Genomic DNA, 20,257 nt, shown 5'->3' on the forward strand with positions numbered 1-20,257 from the left:
GCGGGCGCGGCGCATCCCACCACACGCCTGCCGCGGCCACGCCATTCCACGGAATCGTAGAATCCATGTACCGTCAGGCGCTGCGCCGTTCTCTGGCAGTCCTTCCCATTCCCGATTCCTCCGAGTGGCACACCCCATGCGCCTCATACGTCCTTCCTGGCTCTGGGCCCTCCTGCTGGCCCTCTCCGCCTGTTCCTCGACCTCCACGACCCCCTCCGACGCGGGGACCCAGCCCGATTCGGGGACGCAGGGCGGGCGCATCGAAGGCCAGGCCATCCTGGAGGGGGCCTCGTCCCACGCGGGCATCAGCGTCTCCGTGGAAGGCGCTTCGCTGAGCACCACCACGGCCACTGACGGCCGCTTCACCCTGGAGAACGTCGCCCCGGGCACGCACATCGTGGTGGCGAAAATGCCCGGCTACTCGGAGGCTCGACAGTCCGTCACGGTCGCCACGGGAGCGTCGGCCTCCGTGAGGCTCGACCTCGTGCGTGGACGGGGTTCAATCCTCGGCAATGTCAAGGTGGAGGGCGTCCTGGATGCCTCGGGCGTCAACGTCACCCTGGTGGAGACGGGCGCCAAGACGACGACGGACGCGACGGGGCTCTTCACCTTCTCCGACCTGTCCCAGGGCACCTACACGGTGGCGCTCCAGAAGACGAACTTCCTGGCGACGCAGCAGACGGTGGAGGTGCGAGGTACGGGCTCAACCCTGGTCAACCTCTCCCTGTCACGCGAGCGGAGCAGCGTGACCGGCGTCATCCAACTCGAAGGCTCGAGCAACCACGCCGGCGCCGTCGTCACCCTGGTGGAAGCGTCCCTCAACGCGACCACGAATGCCGAGGGACAGTTCAACATCGAGAACGTGATGACGGGCACGTACACCCTGCGGGTGCGGCGGGAGAGCTACGTGGACGCGCAGCAGACCGTGGAGGTCCGCGTGAACCAGCCGAGCCAGGTCAACCTGACGTTGTTGCTCGTACGCGGGGACGTGGCGGGCACCGTCCAACTGTCGGACGGAGCCACCCCCTCGGGCGTCACCATCACCGTGACGCAGACGGGCGCCAACACGACGACGAACGCCCAAGGCCAGTTCACCTTCACCGGGCTTCCGCTGGGCACCTACACCCTGACCGCCCAGAAGGAGGGCTACGCGGTGGTGCAGCAATCCGTCACGGTGCGCACGGGCGCTGCTGCCACGGTCGCCTTCACGCTGGTACGGGCCCAGGGCCGCGTGGTGGGCACGGCCGTGCTCGAAGGCGCGAGCAGCCACGGCGGCATCACCGTCACGCTGGCGGAGACGGGGGCCACCACGACCACGAACAGCCAGGGCAGCTTCACCTTCAACAACGTGGCCGCGGGCACGTACACGGTGGAAGCGCGGTTGAGCGGCTACGCCGTGGCGCGCGAGTCCGTCCAGGTGCAGGAGAACCAGGCGGCCAGCGTCTCGCTCTCGCTGACGCGCGAGCGGGGCAACGTGGCCGGTGTCATTCAACTCGAGGGCGGGATCTCACCGGTGGACATCAACGTCACCCTGGCGGGGACGGCCTTCAGCGCGCGCACGAACACCGCGGGCCAGTTCACCCTCACCGGCGTCCCCACGGGCTCCTACACCTTGGAGGCCCAGAAGGACGGCTTCGCCACGGGCCAACGTACCGTGGAGGTTCGCGCCGGCGAGCAGGCGCAGGTCAGCCTGACGCTGTCCCGCGTTCGCGGGAACATCTCGGGCGTGGTCCTGCTGGAGGACGCCAACACCACATCGGGCATCTCGGTGGCGCTGGTGGAGAGCAACGCCTCCGTATTGACGGACGCCCAGGGCCGCTTCTCCTTCAATGGCCTCATCGTGGGGACGTACACGCTGTCCGCCTATTGGACGGGCTATGAGATTCAAGAGCGGAGCGTGGTGGTGCGGAATCAGGAGACCACGGTGGTCAACATCACGCTGCGGCGCAGGCCCGGCGTGGTGGTGGGCACCATCCAGCTCGAAGGCGAAAGCCGCCACGAGGGGGTCACCGTGTCGCTCTCTGGCCATGGCGCCACCGCGACGACGGATGCCCAGGGGTACTTCGTCCTCGAGGGCGTGCCCCAGGGGCGCCACACCCTGGCGGCCAGCAAGGCGAACTACGCGAAGGCGGAGGCCGCGCTGGACGTGCGCGAAGGCGGGCCCCAGCCGGTCAGCCTGTCCCTGTCGCGGCTGGGCGCGCTCGAGGTCTCCGCGTCCAAGCTGGCGGTCCAGGGGGGACACCTAACCTTGACGGGCTCCGGCTTCGGCGCCGAGCGCGGCCCCTTCACCGTCACGGTGGGAGGAGAAGCCGTCACCGACTTCATCTCCTGGTCCGACACGGAGGTGGTGGCGCGGGTGGCGCACCACGTCGCTCCGGGCGAGCGCGACGTCGTCGTGACGCCGGGCGTTCCCTGGCGGCGGCACACCACCACCACCACCGTGTGGGTGGTGCCCCAGGAGACCGTCGCCTACGGGGCGCATTGGGGCGTGGGTGTCCTTACTTCCAATCACGTCTCCGTCTGGGGTGGGCCCTCCCTGGCCGACATCCACCCGGTTCCGGCGGGGCTCACCGACGTGGTGAGCGTGGCCACGTCGCGAAGGACCGCCTTCGCCCTCCAGGCGGATGGCACCGTGGTGGCATGGGGCGGTGACCTTCCCTCGGACCTGAGTGTCCCCGCCGACCTCACGGAGGTCGTGGCCATCGCGGGAGGCGATTCCTTCGTCCTGGCTTTGAAGGCGGATGGCACCGTCGTGGCCTGGGGCGAAAGCGCCAGCGCCCCGTCCTCCGACGTGAGGGACGTGGTAGGCATTGCCGTCACGAGCAACGCGAGCCAGGCCTTCCTCGCCGATGGCACCGTGGTGACGTGGGGGCAGGACAACGAAGGACAGGCAATGCCTGCTGAGCAGCTCTACCTGCCGCCGCACGACCTGGGCCTGCGCGTCCCGGCTCGCTAGTCCCGCACACCATGGGCGACGACAGACGTCGCCCATGGTGCTGGTATTGGTGCGGTTGCTCAGTCGTCCGTCCGCCCCTTGCGCGCCGTCTCCAGCAACTTGCGGATGGCGCCGGCGTGCTTGCCATCGGTTGGCGCCCAGTCGACCGGCATGCGGCCGGCGCGGTCGCGAATGAACGGATCGGCACCGGCTTCGAGCAATGCCTGTACGAGCGCCGGCATCGCATGCGCCAGCGCGCGCTGGAGCGGTCGTTGTCCTTCATCGTCGGGGACGTTGGGATCGGCCCCCGCGGCCAAGAGGCTGCGAATGATGGGGCCGTGCACGCGGGCCGACGGTTTGAACAGCGCCATGTGCAGCGCGGTGAGTCCCTTGTCCGTGCGGTGGTTCACCTTGGCTCTGCGTGCGAGCAGGAGGTCCACCGCACCCAGTTCGCCGCTGCGCGCGGCCAGCATCAGCGCCGTCGGGTTGCCCTTGAACTGGATCCAGTCGGGGTCGAGGCCGGCGTCCAGCATCCGCCCCACCAGTTCGAGGTTGCCGGTAGCGGCCACCGAAGGGAAGTCCTGGGTCGCCCACTGGCTGCGTGCCATGCCGCCGGAGAACGTCCATTCGGGTTCGGCGGCGGCACCACGGACGCCCGTGCCCGTGGCCCTGTCGACAACCTGTGCGCGCCGCGCCTCCGCCGCCTGCCGCGCGCGCTTCTTGCTGCCGCGCCAGAAGGAATGCGTGGCCGGGTAGCTCGCTGGATCGCTCAGGTAGTTCGACAGCGCGACATGGCCATTCTCCAACGCCACGATGGAGGGCAGCTTTCCGTCGTTGTCCGCCTGCTCGCGATCCGCGCCGGCTTCCACCAGGCATCGTGCGATGTCGGCAAAGCCATTCGCGGCGGCCGTCCACAGCGCGCTGGCGCCGGTTTCGTCCCCCACGTTCACATCCGCGCCGGCCTTCACCAGCAAGCTCACAAGAGCGGCAAAGCCATGTTCAGTGGCCGCGACCAACGGCGGCTGGAAGGCCGCTGCATCCGGCGCGGCCTTCGCGTCCAGCAGCGCGCGCACGGCGGCCTCGTCACCGTGACTGCAGGCATACGCCAACGGCGTGGCCTGATACCCGTCGAGGTCGACTTCATCGGGATCGGCCCCCTTGGCCAGCAGGTCCTCCACCGCGAAGACATCGCACTGCTCGATGGCTGCGAACAGGTTGTCGGGCTTGTCGAGCTTCATGAGCGCAATCTGATGGATGCGTGGTGTTGGGCTGGGCGCCGCAGCATCGCAGCCTACCTCCTCAAGCATCCATGTGCGCGCAATGCCTTGCCCCGTCGTACGGCCAACTGCCCCAGCGCGACAGCACGCGCGACCCAGAAGAACGCATGGCAGCTCATGCAGCGCGCAACCAAGGGGGTAGCGGCAGCATGGGAGCTTCGAACCAGCCATCACTCCTGAGCACGGCGTCGAACGTATTTCCGGAGGCCAGGGGCCCGCACCGATGGAGGGCTCCACAGTGCGGACAGCCAATGACTGCGTCGGGACCCGGGAGAATGACGTTGAATTCCAAGTCTTCTGCAGTCATTGAGCGCCGACGCTCTCGGCTCAGGCCGCTGGCTGGCGCAGGTAGGCGAACATGTGCGGGACGTAGTCGGCCTTGCCAAGCTGCACACCGTTGTGCCGCAGAATGCTGTAGGCCGTGACCAGGTGAAAGTAGAACTGCGGTGTCACCCAGTTCCGCGCGTATTCGCTGCCGGTCATGTCGAAGGCCATGCCATTGGGCAACTCGATGGACAGTTGGCGTTGTGCACCTTCCTCTATCCGCGCCCGGTCAGCACCCGACAGCAGTTGTAGCGTTCGCTCAATCAAGGCGTTCGCTTGTTCCATGTCATCCGGCGCGTCTAGCGCTGACAGCGGCTGCTGGCCCAGCCGCAGCACTGCCTCCTGAGCCTGGGTACAGGCGAACTGCACCTGGCTGGCCAGATTGTGCATGTCAGGTGCAAGTCGCGACTGGAGCAGGTTCTTCGAGTCGCAGCCCAGCGCGCGAGCATGCGCCTCCCCCTTCTTCAGGAGACCTTGCAACGCGCGCAGCATCTGCGCGAAGCAGGGAACGGTCATTTCGTAGATCGACATCGGTGCCACCTCGTTGAATGACTCAACCCTAGCAGGCTTGATGCGTCCTGCCAGGCGTCCTGCCAGGCCCCTGTACCTGCTGCGCTCGTCCCCACGGGAGACATGCTCGAAGCGCTCGGCATGCGTGGTGGGGAGAGCCCGGCTTACCGGGCCGGCGTTACGGCACCAAGGGCGATCCGAGAACTCAAGCGCGTCTCGTCCACCTTCAAAGGGTTACGGTTCACCGCTCCGGAGTCTCCATGCGGATGGCCAGCGCGCGACAGCCCGCGCCGGCCTCCTGGTCATCGGGCGGAGCCCACGCTCCAACCGAGTGATAGAGCCGACCCTCGCGCCTCTCCAGGTAGAGAATCATGTTGAGCGGCCAGCCGCTGCCCTGGAAGAGGTGGCGATCCATGGGCGTGGGCTCCTGGCTGACGCGCAGGCCGCGCTCGTGGGGCGGGCCAATGCGGTGCCAGTCCGGGTGCAGGTGGATGGAGCCGAGCACTTCCAGTCCCTGGGCCTCGGCCTCGGTGGTGATTCGCAACAACTCACGCGGCTCGCACCAGAAGCCACGACGCCCGTTGGCGTAGCAGGCGCCGAAGCGGGGGATGATGGTGGTGTCGAACTCCTGGAGCACGCCCTCATCCGTCTCGCGGACGTTGGTGGCGAAGTGAACACGCTCCACGCGCATGGCGTCGCCGGCGACGCGTCCCAGCAGCACGGCCCAGCTCCGGGGCGGGAGCTCCGGGGTGCACGTGGTGTACTCGCGGATGGCGTCCACCAGGAAGTCTGACAGCACCGCCGAATCCAGCAGGACGGTCTCCGTCCTCATTCCGCCAGCTCCGCCGTGGGAGTGCGGAGGCGGCCCGCCGCCCGGTCCTCACGAAGCTGGGTGGCGAGGTGGCGGGCCATGCGCTCCTCGTAGGCGGCGGTGGATTCGGGCGTCCAGGTGTAGAAGCCCTGGCCCGTCTTCTGGCCCAGCTCGCCCCGCTCCACCTTCTGCGCGAGCACGGGCGGTACGGGGCGGCCGGTGCCACGGAGGAGGGCCGTCATGAAGTCCAGCCCCACCAGGTCCAGCCGGTCGAAGACACCCGACGCGCCCAGGCGCCGTCCGACGCCCTGGGTGAGCACGCGGTCCACCATCTCCGGCGTGGCCACGCCCTCCTGCACCAGCCGGATGGCCTCGCCGATGAGGGCCTGCTGCAGGCGCGGGCCCACCGAGCCCGGCACGTCCCTGGAGAACACCACCGGCGATTTGCCCAGCTCTTCGAGGAACCGCCGCACCGTCTCGACCGCGTCGGGGGACGTCTTTTCGCCGGGGATGATGTCCACCAGCGGGATGAGGTGCGCGGGCAGGTAGTAGTGGGCAGAGAGGACGCGCTCGGGCCGCGTGCAGTCCCGGGCGATGGCCGTCACGCTCAGCGCGGTGGTGTTGGTGGCGAGCACGGTGTCGGGGGCCGCGAGCCGGTCCAGTTCGCCGAAGAGCTGCTGCTTGAGGGCGAGGTCCTCGGGGATGGACTCGATGACCAGGTCCTGCTCCACGGCGGCCTCGGCGAGCACGGTGGTGCGGCGGATGCGTCCGAGCGCGGCGGGTGCCTGTTCTGGGGCGAGCAGGCCCGTCTCCACCAGCAGCGCCACGTCTCGCTCCAGCTTTGTGCGCGCCCGCTCGCTGCTGTCGGCGCGCGTGTTGTAGAGCACCACCTGCCTGCCGGCGATGGCGAGCTCGAGCGCGATACCGCACCCCATGGCGCCTCCGCCCACCATGCCAATCCTCTTCAGCCGCTTGTCTGTCATGGGGCACAGCCTTGCCAGCCCGCACGACAGAGACAACCTCTTGATGTGTTGCTGTAATTGTTCATGGCGCATGTGTGATTGATGCACCGGGCCATGCCGGGGGTCTGCGGACTCGTCGACCTGTCCACGGGCGCGCTGCTCGCACACGTGCAGGGGCGCGTGGCGGAATCACGAGCGAGCCGAGGAACAGATGACCCGCGGGCGCGACAGCGGATTCTTCAGCTCGTTGACGCACTGGGCTTCGATGCCATCGACGCAGGCCCCTTATCGGAGTCCTGGCGGAGCAGCCGGCACGGCGGTGTACTGCACCGACCTCGACGCCGAGAAGCTCCCAGAGGCCCTGGCCGCTGCCGACGCGACGAAGGTCGCCGAGGTCCGTCGGCAGAACGACCTGAGCGTCAAGGCCATGTTCAGCCGCTGAGGCCCCCGCGTTCAACGCGACCCGCAGACCGGCTTGTAGGCCACGCGTCGCCCCTGGAAGTGAGGCGGCTCAGGCGCGCGTGGCTTCGGCGATACAGCGGGCGGCTTCGGCCGCGTCGCAGCCGTTGAGCCCAGCGCCCCACGCGGCGTTGGCTTCCAGGAGCACCCAGCCCCGGCCCTCCACCCAGGCCGCGTCCAGCACGCACGTGCGAGGCCGCATGGGCGTGTCTGGCGCGAGGCAGGGGTGGTGCGGGCCTACAACGCCTGACCCGGAGCGCGCGTCACGGCACGAGCTGTTCGACCGAGGGCGCGTGCGAAATGTGGATGGCTGGGATGTCCAGGACATCATCCTGCTTCACGCGGGTCCCCACGATGACCTGGTAGGGCGGTTCATCGAGCACGGGGGCACGCCCGTAGACGACGAAGTACTTGTCGTTGGCATAGGCCACGTTGCCGGACACGAGCTGGCGAGCCGCCGCGCCCCGGGAGATGGCGAAGCCGTGGCGGTCACGGACGTCCCCGTTCAGCTTCACCCGGGCGCCACGGACGCGTCCGGTGTCGGCCGTCAGCGCGCTCCAGGTGACGAGCACCTGGTGGCCCTCGGAGGCGACCTTGGGCGTGATGTCGTTCGTGTTCGAGGTGGCGATGGGGATGCCGCTGGGGTCCAGGACGTTCGCCGTCCCGTCCTTCACGCGGGCGCCGTAGATGTCGGGGGTGCCATTGCGTGCGTCACTCCAGGCGACGAAGAAGCCCTGCTTCGTCGCCGTCACCGCCGAGAAGTTCTGATTGCCCGGCGCCGCGGAGATGACGAAGCCGTCCGGGTCGAGCACCGCGCCCGTGCGCCGGATTCTCGCGGCGAAGATGTCCTGGCCGCCGAAGCGAGCGTCCGTCCAGGTCGCCAGGTACCGGTCATGGGACCATGCCACCGAGACGCCATAGGAGTTGATGGCGGACAACTGGTTGGAGATGAAGACCTCCTGGACGTCGAAGCCCGGCTTCGACGTGTTCAGGGTGATGCCGCGGACCGCGCCACTGGCGGTTCCGCCGAAGCCAATCCATGCCACCAGGCACTTGCGGTCGTGGCAGGCGATGCCGGGGGAGCCCGCGGGCCAGTGGTCGGTGGGGGTGAAGAGCGTGACTGGCGGGCCGTCCAATGTCCCGTTCCGGTTGACACGCGTCAGGAAGATGGAGTTGTCCCCGGTCCAGACGACGAGGAACTGACGGCCATCGAACGCGGTCGCATGGTAGTAGGCGTCGGGGCGAAGCCCGGGGTTGAGGGAGATGGCATCCGGGTCCAGCAGCCGGCCATTCTTCGAGACGCGCGCCGCGTAGAAGCGGCCGGGGCGGCCGTCGTTCCAGGCCACGAAGAACTGGTTTCCGTCCTCGGCCACCTGGGCATTATTCGCGAAGGTCGGTGTCGCCCAGTTCGGGTAGGGCCCCTGGCTCCCCGGACCATGAAGCCCGGCCTCGGCGTCCTCGCTCGAAGGGGAGTTGCCCTCGAACAGCTCCGCTTCACCGCCGCACGCCAGGGTGAGTAGCCCCCCGAGGAGCAAAGCGCCCCAGCCACGAGTTTGCTTTGACAGTCCACGCATGAATTGCCCCCTTGCAACATTCGTCCGGCGGCAGGGTCCACGGCGGGGACGGGTGGTCGCAACGCGCTCTTCCTGCGGACGCGAGCGAATGGACAGACGCCGGGCGCATCCATGCGTGCTTCGTCACGCCTTGAACGAACGCCTGAAACCGTGGCCCATGTCAGGGCGACAGCTTGTCTCCCACGAGCCTGCGGATACCCTGGAGCTTGTCGGGGTTGCGAGTGACGTAGATAGTGACGACTCGGCCATCTTCGATGCCCAGGGCCGTCGTCTGGAGCGTGCCGTCCTTTTCCACTGTGACGAAGGCGGGCAGTCCGTCGATGAATCCCTCGTGCACCAGTTGCGAGGAGTTCACGCCCCTGATGCGCAGCAATCCCTCGAAGAGGCGCAGCGTCTTCTCCTGGCCATAGATTGGGTTGAGGGCGGCCTTCGCCTTGCCGCCGCCGTCGGAGTACAGGACGACATCCTGGGCCAGGAGCCCCTGGAGCGCGCCCATGTCCCCGCTCCGGGACGCGGCGTAGAAGGCCGAGGCCAGCTCATGGCCCTTCGCCTCTGACACGGGGAAGCGGGGCCGCGCCTCGCGCACGTGGGGCCGTGCGCGACTGGCGAGCTGGCGGCATGCTGCCGGCTCGCGGTCGATGGCCTTCGCCACCTCCTCGAAGTTCATGCCGAACACGTCGTGCAGGAGGAAGGCGGCTCGCTCCAGGGGGGACAGCCGCTCCAGGGCCATCATCAGGGTCAGCGTCAAGTCATCATCCTCCACTGCACCGACGATGGGCTCCGGAAGCCAGGTGCCCACGTATTCCTCGCGGCGTACGCGGGCGGACTTCAAGACATCCAGGCACAACCGAGTCACCGTGCGGACAAGCACGGCCTCGGCGTCGCGCACGGCGGCGCGGTCGGTCTGGTGCCAGCGCAAGTACGCCTCCTGCACCACGTCTTCGGCCTCCGCGACGATGCCCAGCATGCGGTAGGCAATGCGGAGCAGGCGGGGGCGCAGCGGGTCGAAGGCGTCAGCGGGATTCACGTCAGGCGGTCTCGGTGCGGGGAGCGGTGACGGGGTGAATGGAGCGGAACCCCACGGCGATGCGGTTCCAGGTGTTGATCATCCCGATGAGCAGGGTGAGGTGCACGATTTCCTGCTCCGAGAAGTGCGGTTTGAGGGCAGCGTAGACCTCATCGGGCGCGTGCGTCTGGGAAACGTGCGTCAGGGCCTCCGTCCAGGCCAGGGCCGCTCGCTCGCGCTCGGTGTACAGAGGCGACTCGCGCCAAGCGTCCAACAGGTAGATGCGCTCCTCGGTCTCCCCATGCGCGCGGGCGTCCCGGGTGTGCATGTGGATGCAGAACGCGCAGCCGTTGATCTGCGAGGCGCGGATCTTTACGAACTCCAGGATGCTCTTCTCCAGGCCCAACTCCAGCAGCATCTGGCCGTAATCGAGCGTCAGCTTCATCGCATCGGGGGCGGCGGCGTACGGGTTTAGCCGGGGCTTCATGGGCGGCTCCTGAGTGTCGTGCAGGACGAAAGTGCCTGCGTTCAACTTCAGGACGACGCAGCCGGGGCCGGATGTGACATGGGCTTTTCCGGCCGGTTTATTCGCCCCGCCATTCCCGGGGCGAGGAATCCGGCGAGCCCCGTCTTGCTGCGCCCCTGCTGCCGGGGGGCGTGAAGACGCGTGAAGCCGCCCCCGCGGTGCGAAAGCTCACGCCGGCTGGAGGAAGCGTCCGTCCACCAGGTGGTCGATGACCTCTCGCGCGGAATGCGGGTCGAGCCGTGCCTGCGCGCCGAGCTTCGACACGGCGCTGGAGACAGTCGTGGGGTGCTCGAAGGCGGCCAGGGCGGCCAGGAGGATGGCGCCGTCCTCGCCCTGCGTGAGCGTGGGGTCGGAGAACCGTCTCGGGCTGACAGCAGGGGCGCAGCTCATCGTGATGCCATCCACGGAGCGGAGGACCGTCACTGCCTCACCCGCGAGGTTCGCGGGGGCGCGGTGGCTGCCCAGCCACTCCCCCAGGGTGAAGCGCTGGGTCCAGGGCGCGGTGTTGCGCAGCCGCGTCCTGCCCTGGATGGCGACGCTCTTGCGCGTGTCGCGGTGCTTCCAGGCCAGCGCGTCCACCCGGTCAGAGGTGTCCTGGACCGCCGCCTCCAGGCCCGCGTCGCGGAAGCGAATCATCGGCACGGACACATCACCGGGCTCGCGGCGCTCGAAGTAGTCGAGGAACTCCGTGAAGGTCTTCGCCTCCGTCACCATGTCGAAGCGCGCCGGGTGCTGCGTCACCAGCGCCCCGGGCTGCGCCTCGAGCCGCTGGTAGCCCACCACGCAGTCCAGGCCGATGATGCGCTCCACGAGCCGCAATTCCTCCGCCAGGGTGGCCTTGCTCGCGAAGGGCAGGCCGCCGATGCCGGAGATTTCGATGTCCAGGTGGGGGTACTTGCGGCAGGCGTCGATGACTTCCAGCAGCTCGCGGTCCTTCGCGCAGGGCTTGAGCAGCCCCCGGCCCATCTGCTCCAGCCGCTGCTGTTCGGAGAAGCAACCGATGTCGATGACCATGTAGACGCGCTGGAACGTCGCGGCCAGCGCCGCCACCAGCTCCACCCGGGGCACGCCCCACAGGAAGTACGTGCAGCAGTGGTGGGACAGGTCCACGCCCGCCCAGGTGCTGCTCAGGAAACCGGCGGTGCTGCCCGCGAAGTCGTAGCGCATCTGCCACGTCCGGCCGGCAATCTCCTGGTGGTCGCGGCGCACGTTCTCCTCGGCGCGCAGGAAGGGCTTCGCGCGCCCGAAGTCCGCCTTCTGGTTGCCTCGCGCCCCGCCGCAATACAGGCAGTTCTCACCGCACCCCTTGCCGGGCGCGACCCAGCCGGAGAACGAGTGCTGGTCCATCTGGCTGAGGAAGATGTCGTTGAAGTGCGAGTAATAGATGTCGTCCGTGTTCGTGGCGCGCTGCACGTACTCCAGCGGCAGCCGGCGCGGACGGCCGTCTGGACTCCTCGTTACGACGTTGGGCGGCGCCTCCTCGCCATTGCACAGCGCCAGCAGTGGCACCTCGCCGTCGCCCAGCACGATGTGGTCGATGCTGTCGTAGCCGCTCAGCTCCTTCCACCAGTACGACGCGGAGTTGCCACCCACGACGATGCGGATGGAGGGGTCGAGCCGCCGCACCGTCCTCGCGATGAGCAGCGCGCGGTCCACGTGGTGGAACCACTTGAGGCTGATGCCCACGAGCTTCGGGCGTACGCGGCGCAGGAGGCTCTCGAAGGTGCGCGTCACCTCGGCTTCGGTCTCATCCCCGTCGTACAGCCGCACGAAGGACTCGATGCCGCCGCGCCGCAGGTAGCCCGCCAGGTACAGGATGCCGCACGTGGCCTCCCCCGTTCCCGCGCCGACGAGGAGGACTGGAGAGAGGACACGACCACCCATACGACGGACACCGGCCTTTCAGGAGACGGCGGGCAGCGTAGGCGAAACAGGCCAGGCTCGGGCGAAATGGTGGGGCCCGTCCGCCTGGCCGCCTGTCCCCAGCCCGTGAAGGCGGAGCCTTTCAGCGCCGAGTCATGGCGGCCTCCCGTTCGCCGTTCACTTCGGCGACGCACCATTGCTCGCGCGGAGCCTCGCGAGGGTTCGCTCGAGGACCTTTCGCTGGAGATGGTCCTGGGGAATGCCTGGCGTCTGGTCCATCTCGCGCAAGGCCTCGGTCAGCAGTCGCTCCGCGTGAGCTTGCTCACCCTGTGCCATGAGGATGCGCGCGTGGCCCGCGAGCACGGTGCCTCGGGAGACTCCCTTGGCCAGGGCCAGGGCCCGCTTGCTCGCCGTCAGCGCCTCATCCTTCCTCCCGGCCATCAGGTACAGCGTCGCGAGCCGGGCCGGCGGGTTGTAGTCCCCGGGCAGCTCCCGCTCGCTGCGCTCCAGGAGGGGAATGGCGGCGTCCGGCTCGCCCAGGAGCGCGGTGGCCATCACCCGATGCGAATCGAGCGCCGCGCGCTCCTCGGCCCCGTTCGCGTGCGTGGCCTGGAGTCGGAGGAACGCCCACCAGCTCCGCGCCTGCTCACGCAGCCCCGCGTCGTCCCCGGTCGCCTCACGGGCCTCGCAAGCCAGCTCGTAGAGCGACGAGCGTTGCAGCGGAGTCAGCTCGGTCTCGGGCGCGCCCAGGGCCCGGTTTGCCTCCTCGGCGAACTGGCCGCGCACCGCTCGCGCCTCATCGGTGTTCGTGTCCAGCGCGCAGCCCATGCCCACGTACAGCAGCCTCGTGCGATCGTCCACGCGCGAGAGCTTCGGCAGTTCCCTCGCGGCCACCCGCATGCAGTCCGCGGAGGCGCCCGTGGCGGCCAGCGATTTGCTCCAGGACACGAGGGCGCCCGCGCGGCGCGCGTCCTCGGGGGCCAACTGCGCCAGGGCCCGTTGATAGGCCACCGCGGCTTCGCCGTGCTGACCGGAGAGGGCGAGCGCATCCGCCCGGACCAGCGCCTCCGTGCCCAGGCGGCCTTGTTGGAAGGTCCGCTCGGATTGCTCGAGCAAGCCCATGAACTGGGGGAGGGACACCGCACCCAACGAGCGCGCGAGGACGGCACCCGTTTCTGGCTCCAGGACGAAGAAGGTGGGCCACGTGTCCACCGGGTATCGCTGGAGGAAGGCCATGCTGGTGTCGGCGTCCGTGTCCACCGCGAGCCAGACGAAGCGGTCCGCCCACTCAGCCAGGGCGGGGGACGCCAGCACCGTGGCCCGCATGGACCGGCACGACTGGCACCAGGGGGCCCAGGTCTCCACGAGGACGGGCCGCCGCCCCTCCCGCCCCGCTCGGAGCGCTTCCTCCCAGTCATTCTCCAGGAAGACGGGGCCTGCCTGCGCGGGCAGGGGGCGCCGCGGGGCGGCGGGAGGCGTCGCGCACCCCCAGAGCAGCAGCAGGGCGCCGACGGCGAGTCTCATCGTCATGGATCCTCCGGGGTTGTGGGCTCGACGCGGGCCCCAGACACCCCGGGGGCTGGTGCGGTTCCGGAAGGCGGACGGATTGGACGGAGCGGGGCCGTGTTGAGAGGGCAGGGCGTGAGCCGCAGCCCCGCGCCCCCCGAGGACCGAGTCGCTCGGGGAGCGTGGCGCGCATGCGGTGGCCGGCGGTGACTTCAGCGCGGCGTGACCTTGAGCAGCTTTCCGTTGGTGGCGTCGGTGAGCAGGTAGAGGGCTCCGTCGGGGCCCTGCACCACCTCGCGGATGCGCGCGCCCAGGTCCTTGAGGAGATGCTCCTCGCCCACCACGTGGTCATTCCGCATCATGAGCCGCACCAGCGCCTGGCTGGACAGGCCTCCGATGAAGACGTTGTTCCGCCACTCGGGGAACAGGGTCCCCGAGTAGATGGTCATCCCCGAGGGCGAAATGACCGGGTCCCAGTAGTACACGGGCTGCTCCATGCCTGGGCCCCGAGGGCTCTCGTGGATGGGCGCGCCGGAGTACTCCTCGCCATACCCGATGGTGGGCCAGCCGTAGTCCTTGCCGGCCTCGGGGCGATTGAGCTCGTCACCCCCGCGCGGCCCCATTTCGACCGTCCACAGCCGGTGCTGGCTGTCGAGCGCCGCCGACAGGACGTTGCGGTGGCCCACCGACCAGATTTCCGGCTTCGCCCCCTCGGTGTTCACGAAGGGGTTGTCCTGGGGCACGGAGCCGTCGGGGTTGATGCGGACCACCTTGCCGAAGTGGCTGTTCACGTTCTGAGCCTGCACCCGGCCCGCGAGGATGGAGCGCTCCCCGAGCGTGACGAACAGCTTGCCGTCGGGGGTGAACACCATCCGTCCCCCCGAGTGCAGCGTCGACTCGAGCGTGGGCATCATGCGGAAGATGACCTGGACGTCCTCCACGCGAGGCTGCGCGCCGTCCACGAGCTTCGCACGCGCCACCGCGAGCCCGTTGCCGCCCTGGCGTGGCTCGGAATAGGTCCAGTAGATGAGGTGGCTCTGCGCGTAGTCGGGGCCGACCTCCACGTCGAGCAGGCCTCCCTGGCCACGGCCATCCACGGGAGGCAGCCCCGCGACGGCGGGAGACTTCGCGCCCTGCGGCGTGACGATGTAGAGCGAGCCGGTGGGCTTCTCCGTCACCAGCATGCGCTGGTCGGGCAGGAAGGCGATGGCCCAGGGATTCCTGAAGCCCGAGGCAATCTCGGTGACCTGGATGGGCGTCTGCGTCTGGATGGCTGGGACGCGTGTCTGCCCGGGGAAGGCCGGATCGAACTCGGGCACGTTGGGTGGGCCCTGCGGGACCGGGGGGCCGGTGGGAAGCGGCTCTTCTGGCGGAACACCCGCGTCGTCCGGCGGGGTGCCCGCGTCATCTGGCGGGGTGCCCGCGTCATCTGGCGGGACGCCCGAGTCTTCCGGCGGGACGCCCGAGTCCTGCTGCGGGACGCCCGAGTCCTGCTGCGGGACGCCCGAGTCCTGGGGCGTTGGCGTGGGGTCTGGGGTCTGGCTGCAGCCAGATAGGAGGGCGGCGACGATGAGGGGCAATGACAGGGTTCGCATGCGACTCTCTCCTGGGCGATAGAATGGAAATGAACATCGCGTGCCTTGAGTCGAGTGGAAAGCCCGCGCTTCAACCGGCGGCCGGACCGTGCCGGACATCGGACAGAGGCTCGCCTCGCGGGCGGAGTTCAGCACGCCATCGCCAATCGCCATGCAGCGAGGCACCAATTGTATGGAGTGGCCGTAGCATCCCGTTCACGGCGAAGAGGACTTGACCGGGCTTCCTGCCGCACGAGCCCTGGGGCCGTTCTTCTCTCGGAACCAGGCAGCCTGGGGCCTGGCGGGATGAGCGGGCTACGGTTCCGCGCCAGGTCGGCCTGAAGACTCTGGCGACGTGGCCCGGCCCGGCAGGACGGCGCGGAGCCGCGCGTCGCGCAGCCAGAGCCCCAGCCAGAGCAGCGTCGCGATGTAGACGGGGAAGAGCATGTGGGAGAAGAGCGGGTTGCCGACCCGGACGTGGGTGGCGACCGCGCCTCCGAGATAGCCCGTCCACAGGATGGCCCCCAGCACGGAGAGCCGGGGCGTGAGGTACACCGCCAGGCACGCCAGTTGAGTGATTCCCAAGCCGAAGAGCACGCTCACGGGGTAGCCGAGCTCCACCGTTCCCTGCTGGGCCTCTGGAATCTGGAGCAATTTCCCGGTGGCATCGAACAGCAGGAAGAGGACGGCGATGCCGCTCAGGACGCGTCCCGTCCACAGGGCCTTCTTCGAGGAGGACTGCGTGCCTGACTGCAGGCGGGTGGCCGGGGCGGCGTGCTGGAGTTCGGTGTGGGGCGTCGTGGTCATGGGGCCTCCGTGAAGGGGTTTTGAGGGTTGGACCGCCATGGCCGCCGAAAATCATCGGTCGGTCGGAAGAAAGATCGCGGGCCCTCCGCGCCTGACGGACCGCGGCTCAGTTGGGCGGGCAGGGTGGAGGAACGAAGTCCTCGCAGGGGCAGGCCTCCCTCGTTTCAGCGCGCTTCGGGCCGGTGCGCCATCCGCCATCGCTGTGCAGTGGGGCTCCCAGCGGGTGCAGGCGCGGACGTCATGCGCAGCCGTCAACCCGACGCATCCGGCAATGTGGTTTCCGCCGGACGTGGCGTCGCCAATTGGAAGTCCCATGTGAGGCTGAAACTCGTCACGACGCGGCACGCCTCCCCGTCAATTGACAGTCTCGAGCGGAGTGCTTCGCGTTGTTGCGACATTCCTACGTGGATGGCTTTCCCCCTGACCCGCAGTGTCCAGTCGCGGGGGGGAGGTCTAGGATGCCGCGCCATGGGAATGTTCGTCATCGGGTCTTTCTTTCTGGCGCTCCTTGGCGGGGGCGTGCTCGGGGTCGTGTCACTCCTCATCCACCTGTTCGCGGTGCGGAAGGGGCGCGGCTCGTGGAAGTGGTTCCTGCTGTTTTCCGGAGCCGCCACGGTGGTAGTAGGCGTGTCCGCCTATTTGTGGATGTTCAGTGCCCCCGAAGCGTCGGGCGCACCGACAGGGGATGACTACGCGCGGGCCGTCCTGGGGGCAGCGCTCCTGGGAGGCTCGCCTGGGGTCGGGCTGCTCGCCGGACTGCTGACCTTGCTCAAGGGCAACGCACCTGCCCCCGTCTCGCCGACATGAGGGCGCCTGACAGGGGGCCCATGCCGCACGCGAAGGGGCCTCCGAAGGCGAGACGCGCTACGGCATGCGCTTCTTCCCCTACTGAGGACGCACTGGCGAAACGGTCGGGTTCTCACACTGAGTCAGCCGTTGCGCGGACGCCGCGAGAATCCCTGTTGCCATGTACCAACCCAGGACAGGACCGGCCCCCGCTCCCATGACGGGTACCGGGAAGTCACCGAGCATCGGCACGCAGAGGGTCGCGGCGATGTAGACGAAGAGACTGGTCGCGAGCGGTTGGCCACGGCCATCGCTTGTCTTCCATCGGGCGGAGCCTGGCGCCGCGGGCAGAAGGAGAAGGCCCAGCGCGGCCACTGCCACGATGCCGAGCGCGGGCGCCAGACTGGCGGCGAGTTGGAGGATGCGCTCGACGTGGGGGACCGCGAGGAGTGGGTCCGGCTGGAGCCACGCCCCGAAGCCAATGAAGAGAACGACGGTGCAACTGAAGGCCCGCTGGAGCCAGGGCGTCGAGTGCGCACGGGCGAGCAGCGTGCTCGCCGCCAGCGCGAAGGCCGTCCCCTGACCTGCGTCGGGTTGCGCGGCATGGACGGCCGATAACCCCACGGCAAGGACTGAAGCGGCGAAGAAGCGCCGGTGCAGCGCATGACTCACCCCGAGGAGCACCCACGGCACCGCCACGGCGGAAGCGTGGAGACGAACCGGCCCCAGCTCAATCCACCGATGAACTTCGTCGAGCCCCGGAAAAAGGAGCGTCGAGGCGGTGAGCAGCGCCGCGATGACGGAGAGGGGGCCGGAGACTCGCAGGAGTGTCTCGCTCGAGAGGCGCCCTACCATGGCCGCCATGCCAGCACCCAGTGCCGCCGCCGTCGCATTGATGGCGAATGCGGCGACGGGTGCGCCACTTCGCCAGGCGACGAAGGCGCCCAGCAGCATGGCGGGAACTGGCAGGAGCAGAAGCCACGACAACGCAGGTTTCCGCGCCTCGGTTGGAGTCATGCGAGGAGCATAATCCGAGCAACGGTGCCCTCGCCTGGCGGTGCCCGGCCCCGACCTCGTTAGTAGGTGCCCCAGCGCGAGGGCAGGGGGCCGCTCCACTGCGACCGAGTCCCGGGCGTCGTCAGTGGTGAGTCTCCGGCGATGCGCATGACGTTTACGTCCGCGTTCATGTTGGACCAGTCCACAGCGATGTTGCGGCAGTACCGGTCACGGGCGAACCCTGTCTGGAGGTCATGCACACAAGGCGTCGGGTCCCAGACCCGGTCTGCCTGGAGGCGCTGGACCGCGGCGACGATGTTGGACGGCATCTCCCCGGAGGCTCGGACGAATGGAACGCCGTCAATGGGGGTGCCATCCGAAGCGAAGAGTTCGAAGACCTTGCCGGAGTAGCTCAGCGCGCCCGGCATGCTGAAGTCCCATGCCCCGGCGGTGAATGGGGCGGCCTGTCCACAGGAGGCCGGGTTCCCAGGGGCATCCGTGCAGGCGCCGCGAAGGTGGAGGACCAACACCGCGCCCGCCTCCACCGTGTAGCCCTGGGGGAAGGTGAAGGCGAAGTCGGAGTTGGTGAGCTCCTTGAGGGAGATGCCCGTCAGCGAACCGCCGGTGACGGCCACCAGTTCGATGAGTTCCTGCTGGACGTACGGGTTGATTTCCGTGATGCGCAGCGAGGCCTCCGGCGCGGAACTCCCAGCATCCGTGCTTGAGTCCGGAGCGCCGGCATCGCCCGAGCCTGCGTCCACGCCACCGTCATCCGAGCCCGGGTCCGTCGAACCCGCGTCCACCCCGGAGTCTCCCGGTCCTGCGTCTACGGTTCCCGAGTCGGGCAAGGACGCCTGAACGCAAGTCTCCTCCACACAGACGATGTCCGGTCCACGGGATGCGCAGTCGCGGTCATCCATGCATTCGGGAGAGGAACAGGCGGAGAGGACTGGGAGCAGGGCGAAGGCCAGGACTCGTGGGACGCGGTGCGCATGGAGCATGGGGAAATTCCTGGAAGCGAGAGGGAAGACGTAGGGCAGCGATGATGGAGTGTCAGGTGCTTCGGACGCAGGGCCCGCCAGCGGTCGGTTGAGGCAACTTCATTACGGGGGACTCACGCGCATGGCGGCGCGGGCAAACATCCGCGCGAGCCACGCGTCGCGTGCCGCGATGCATGCGCGCGCCAGGTCGGACTGCGGGGCGATGTCGTAGAAGCCATGGAAGGCTCCGCCCCAGACGTGCAACTCGCACTCACCGCCCGCCGCCAGGATTCCGCGGGCGTAGGCGACCGCTTCATCTCGGAACGTCTCCGCTCCGCCGACGTCGATGAAGGTGGGCGGCAGTCCGCTCAAATCCGATGCTCGCGCGGGCGCGGAATACGGAGACACCTCGGGGCCTCCGCAGCGGTCTCCCAACACGGCTCTCCAGGCGGTCAGATTGCTGGTGCGGTCCCAGACGCCGACGCCATCGTACTGGTGCGCGGATTCCGTCTCGTTCCGGTCATCCAGCATCGGGCATTGCAGAAGTTGGCCCAGCAGCCGAGGTCCCTGCCGATCCCGAGCCAGAAGCGTGGTGCCCGCCGCGAGCCCTCCGCCGCCGCTCCCGCCGAAGACGACCAGTTGATGGGGATCGAACCGGAGCATGTCCGCGTGCGCCGCCATCCACGCCAGCCCGGCGTAGCAGTCCTCCACCAGGGTGGGTGCTGGATGCTCGGGCGCCAGCCGGTACTCGACGGTGACACAGATCGCATCATGGCGGAGCGCCCACTCCACGAGCGGCTTCGCCCCCGCGAAGCGGGTGCCCATCACCATGCCGCCACCATGGATGTGATAGACGGCGGGACCGGGAACCGAGTGGCCTTGCCGGGCGATGACCGAGACCACGATTTCGGCGCCCTGGTATCCGGGGATGCTGTAGTCAACGCAGCTGACCTGCGCGTCGCCAATCAGCGCTTCCCGGGTCACGTGGCTCAACCGGCGAAAGTGCTCGAGCTGCTCCAACGTCATCTGCAAGGGCACATACCCCTTCAACGGCGGGAGGAGGGGAGCCAGTTGTGGATCGAAGTCCGTCGATGAGGTCGGGCGCGTCATGCGGGTTCCATACCGGATGGGTGTGACACCCGCAAAGCGGCTGTCAGGCAACTGGCGGATGGGCACGTTCGCGTGGGTCTCCCCATTGCCCCACATGCGTGCGTTGCGAGTGCTGCTGGCGTTCAGGGGGGAACGCCCCAATGCCTCACCCCATTACGGCACAGGGCGCTCCGCCCGATGTCGGGCCCGAAACGCTCAATGAACACCTTCACCAGGAAATCCACGAAGGGTGGGCCAGCGCCGGTAGATGC

Annotated in this window: 18 protein-coding genes; 3 read left to right on the forward strand and 15 right to left on the reverse strand. The window is 68.6% G+C overall.

The window, feature by feature from the left end; genetic code table 11:
- The first annotated feature begins 136 nt into the window (after window positions 1–136).
- Entirely contained in the window at window positions 137–2,956 is a 2,820-nt protein-coding gene (locus tag HNV26_RS11295) for a carboxypeptidase regulatory-like domain-containing protein (protein ID WP_253816463.1), read from the forward strand.
- Window positions 2,957–3,015: 59 nt separating this feature from the next.
- On the opposite strand, the gene HNV26_RS11300 is transcribed toward HNV26_RS11295, so the two are convergent.
- The 4 genes from HNV26_RS11300 to HNV26_RS11315 form a co-directional block, all read right to left on the reverse strand.
- Window positions 3,016–4,173, reverse strand: coding sequence for an ankyrin repeat domain-containing protein (locus HNV26_RS11300; protein ID WP_171439920.1), 1,158 nt, complete (start codon window positions 4,171–4,173; stop codon window positions 3,016–3,018).
- Between the two features lie 366 nt (window positions 4,174–4,539).
- Window positions 4,540–5,067, reverse strand: a complete 528-nt coding sequence (locus HNV26_RS11305; protein WP_171439921.1) for a DUF1993 domain-containing protein — start codon at window positions 5,065–5,067, stop codon at window positions 4,540–4,542.
- Between the two features lie 220 nt (window positions 5,068–5,287).
- Window positions 5,288–5,878, reverse strand: coding sequence for an MPN domain-containing protein (locus HNV26_RS11310; protein WP_171439922.1), 591 nt, complete (start codon window positions 5,876–5,878; stop codon window positions 5,288–5,290).
- Complete coding sequence (locus tag HNV26_RS11315; protein WP_171439923.1) at window positions 5,875–6,840, reverse strand: 3-hydroxyacyl-CoA dehydrogenase family protein; 966 nt, start codon at window positions 6,838–6,840, stop codon at window positions 5,875–5,877. Before HNV26_RS11315 ends, HNV26_RS11310 begins: the two co-directional genes overlap by 4 nt.
- Window positions 6,841–7,084: 244 nt before the next feature.
- Here HNV26_RS11315 and HNV26_RS11320 point away from each other — a divergent pair, with 244 nt between their 5' ends.
- Window positions 7,085–7,261 (forward strand): hypothetical protein, encoded by a 177-nt coding sequence (locus HNV26_RS11320; protein WP_253816464.1) that lies wholly within the window; start codon window positions 7,085–7,087, stop codon window positions 7,259–7,261.
- A 69-nt stretch (window positions 7,262–7,330) separates the two neighbouring features.
- Here the strand turns inward: HNV26_RS11320 and HNV26_RS11325 are convergent, their stop codons facing one another.
- The 8 genes from HNV26_RS11325 to HNV26_RS11360 all read right to left on the reverse strand — a co-directional run bounded on the left by HNV26_RS11325 (window position 7,331) and on the right by HNV26_RS11360 (window position 16,134).
- A complete protein-coding gene (locus HNV26_RS11325; RefSeq protein WP_171439924.1) occupies window positions 7,331–7,480 on the reverse strand; it encodes an ATP-grasp domain-containing protein in 150 nt (49 codons plus the stop codon).
- Window positions 7,481–7,541: 61 nt separating this feature from the next.
- Complete coding sequence (locus HNV26_RS11330; protein ID WP_253816465.1) at window positions 7,542–8,852, reverse strand: hypothetical protein; 1,311 nt, start codon at window positions 8,850–8,852, stop codon at window positions 7,542–7,544.
- A gap of 160 nt (window positions 8,853–9,012) precedes the next feature.
- Window positions 9,013–9,879 carry a sigma-70 family RNA polymerase sigma factor gene (locus HNV26_RS11335; RefSeq protein ID WP_171439925.1) on the reverse strand — a complete coding sequence of 289 codons (867 nt, stop codon included), beginning with the start codon at window positions 9,877–9,879 and terminating at the stop codon, window positions 9,013–9,015.
- A 1-nt stretch (window position 9,880) separates the two neighbouring features.
- Entirely contained in the window at window positions 9,881–10,345 is a 465-nt protein-coding gene (locus HNV26_RS11340; RefSeq protein ID WP_171439926.1) for a carboxymuconolactone decarboxylase family protein, read from the reverse strand.
- A gap of 207 nt (window positions 10,346–10,552) precedes the next feature.
- Window positions 10,553–12,268 carry a B12-binding domain-containing radical SAM protein gene (locus tag HNV26_RS11345; RefSeq protein WP_171439927.1) on the reverse strand — a complete coding sequence of 572 codons (1,716 nt, stop codon included), beginning with the start codon at window positions 12,266–12,268 and terminating at the stop codon, window positions 10,553–10,555.
- Window positions 12,269–12,424: 156 nt separating this feature from the next.
- On the reverse strand, window positions 12,425–13,777 hold the full coding sequence (locus tag HNV26_RS11350; RefSeq protein WP_171439928.1) for a thioredoxin family protein: 1,353 nt from the start codon (window positions 13,775–13,777) through the stop codon (window positions 12,425–12,427).
- 188 nt (window positions 13,778–13,965) lie between these two features.
- Entirely contained in the window at window positions 13,966–15,348 is a 1,383-nt protein-coding gene (locus tag HNV26_RS11355; RefSeq protein WP_171439929.1) for a PQQ-dependent sugar dehydrogenase, read from the reverse strand.
- Between the two features lie 294 nt (window positions 15,349–15,642).
- A complete protein-coding gene (locus HNV26_RS11360) occupies window positions 15,643–16,134 on the reverse strand; it encodes a DoxX family protein (RefSeq protein ID WP_171439930.1) in 492 nt (163 codons plus the stop codon).
- A gap of 468 nt (window positions 16,135–16,602) precedes the next feature.
- Here HNV26_RS11360 and HNV26_RS11365 point away from each other — a divergent pair, with 468 nt between their 5' ends.
- Window positions 16,603–16,941, forward strand: coding sequence for a hypothetical protein (locus HNV26_RS11365; protein ID WP_171439931.1), 339 nt, complete (start codon window positions 16,603–16,605; stop codon window positions 16,939–16,941).
- Between the two features lie 78 nt (window positions 16,942–17,019).
- Here the strand turns inward: HNV26_RS11365 and HNV26_RS11370 are convergent, their stop codons facing one another.
- From HNV26_RS11370 to HNV26_RS11380, 3 genes are all read right to left on the reverse strand, one after another.
- The gene (locus tag HNV26_RS11370) at window positions 17,020–17,907 is read right to left on the reverse strand and encodes a hypothetical protein (protein ID WP_253816466.1); all 888 of its coding nucleotides are present in this window, start codon (window positions 17,905–17,907) and stop codon (window positions 17,020–17,022) included.
- Between the two features lie 89 nt (window positions 17,908–17,996).
- The gene (locus HNV26_RS11375; protein WP_171439933.1) at window positions 17,997–18,917 is read right to left on the reverse strand and encodes a lamin tail domain-containing protein; all 921 of its coding nucleotides are present in this window, start codon (window positions 18,915–18,917) and stop codon (window positions 17,997–17,999) included.
- Window positions 18,918–19,019: 102 nt separating this feature from the next.
- Complete coding sequence (locus HNV26_RS11380) at window positions 19,020–20,006, reverse strand: alpha/beta hydrolase (protein WP_171439934.1); 987 nt, start codon at window positions 20,004–20,006, stop codon at window positions 19,020–19,022.
- Window positions 20,007–20,257 lie beyond the last annotated feature (251 nt).

Origin of the sequence: Myxococcus xanthus (assembly GCF_013116825.1) — a bacterium.
GTDB lineage: Bacteria > Myxococcota > Myxococcia > Myxococcales > Myxococcaceae > Myxococcus > Myxococcus xanthus_B.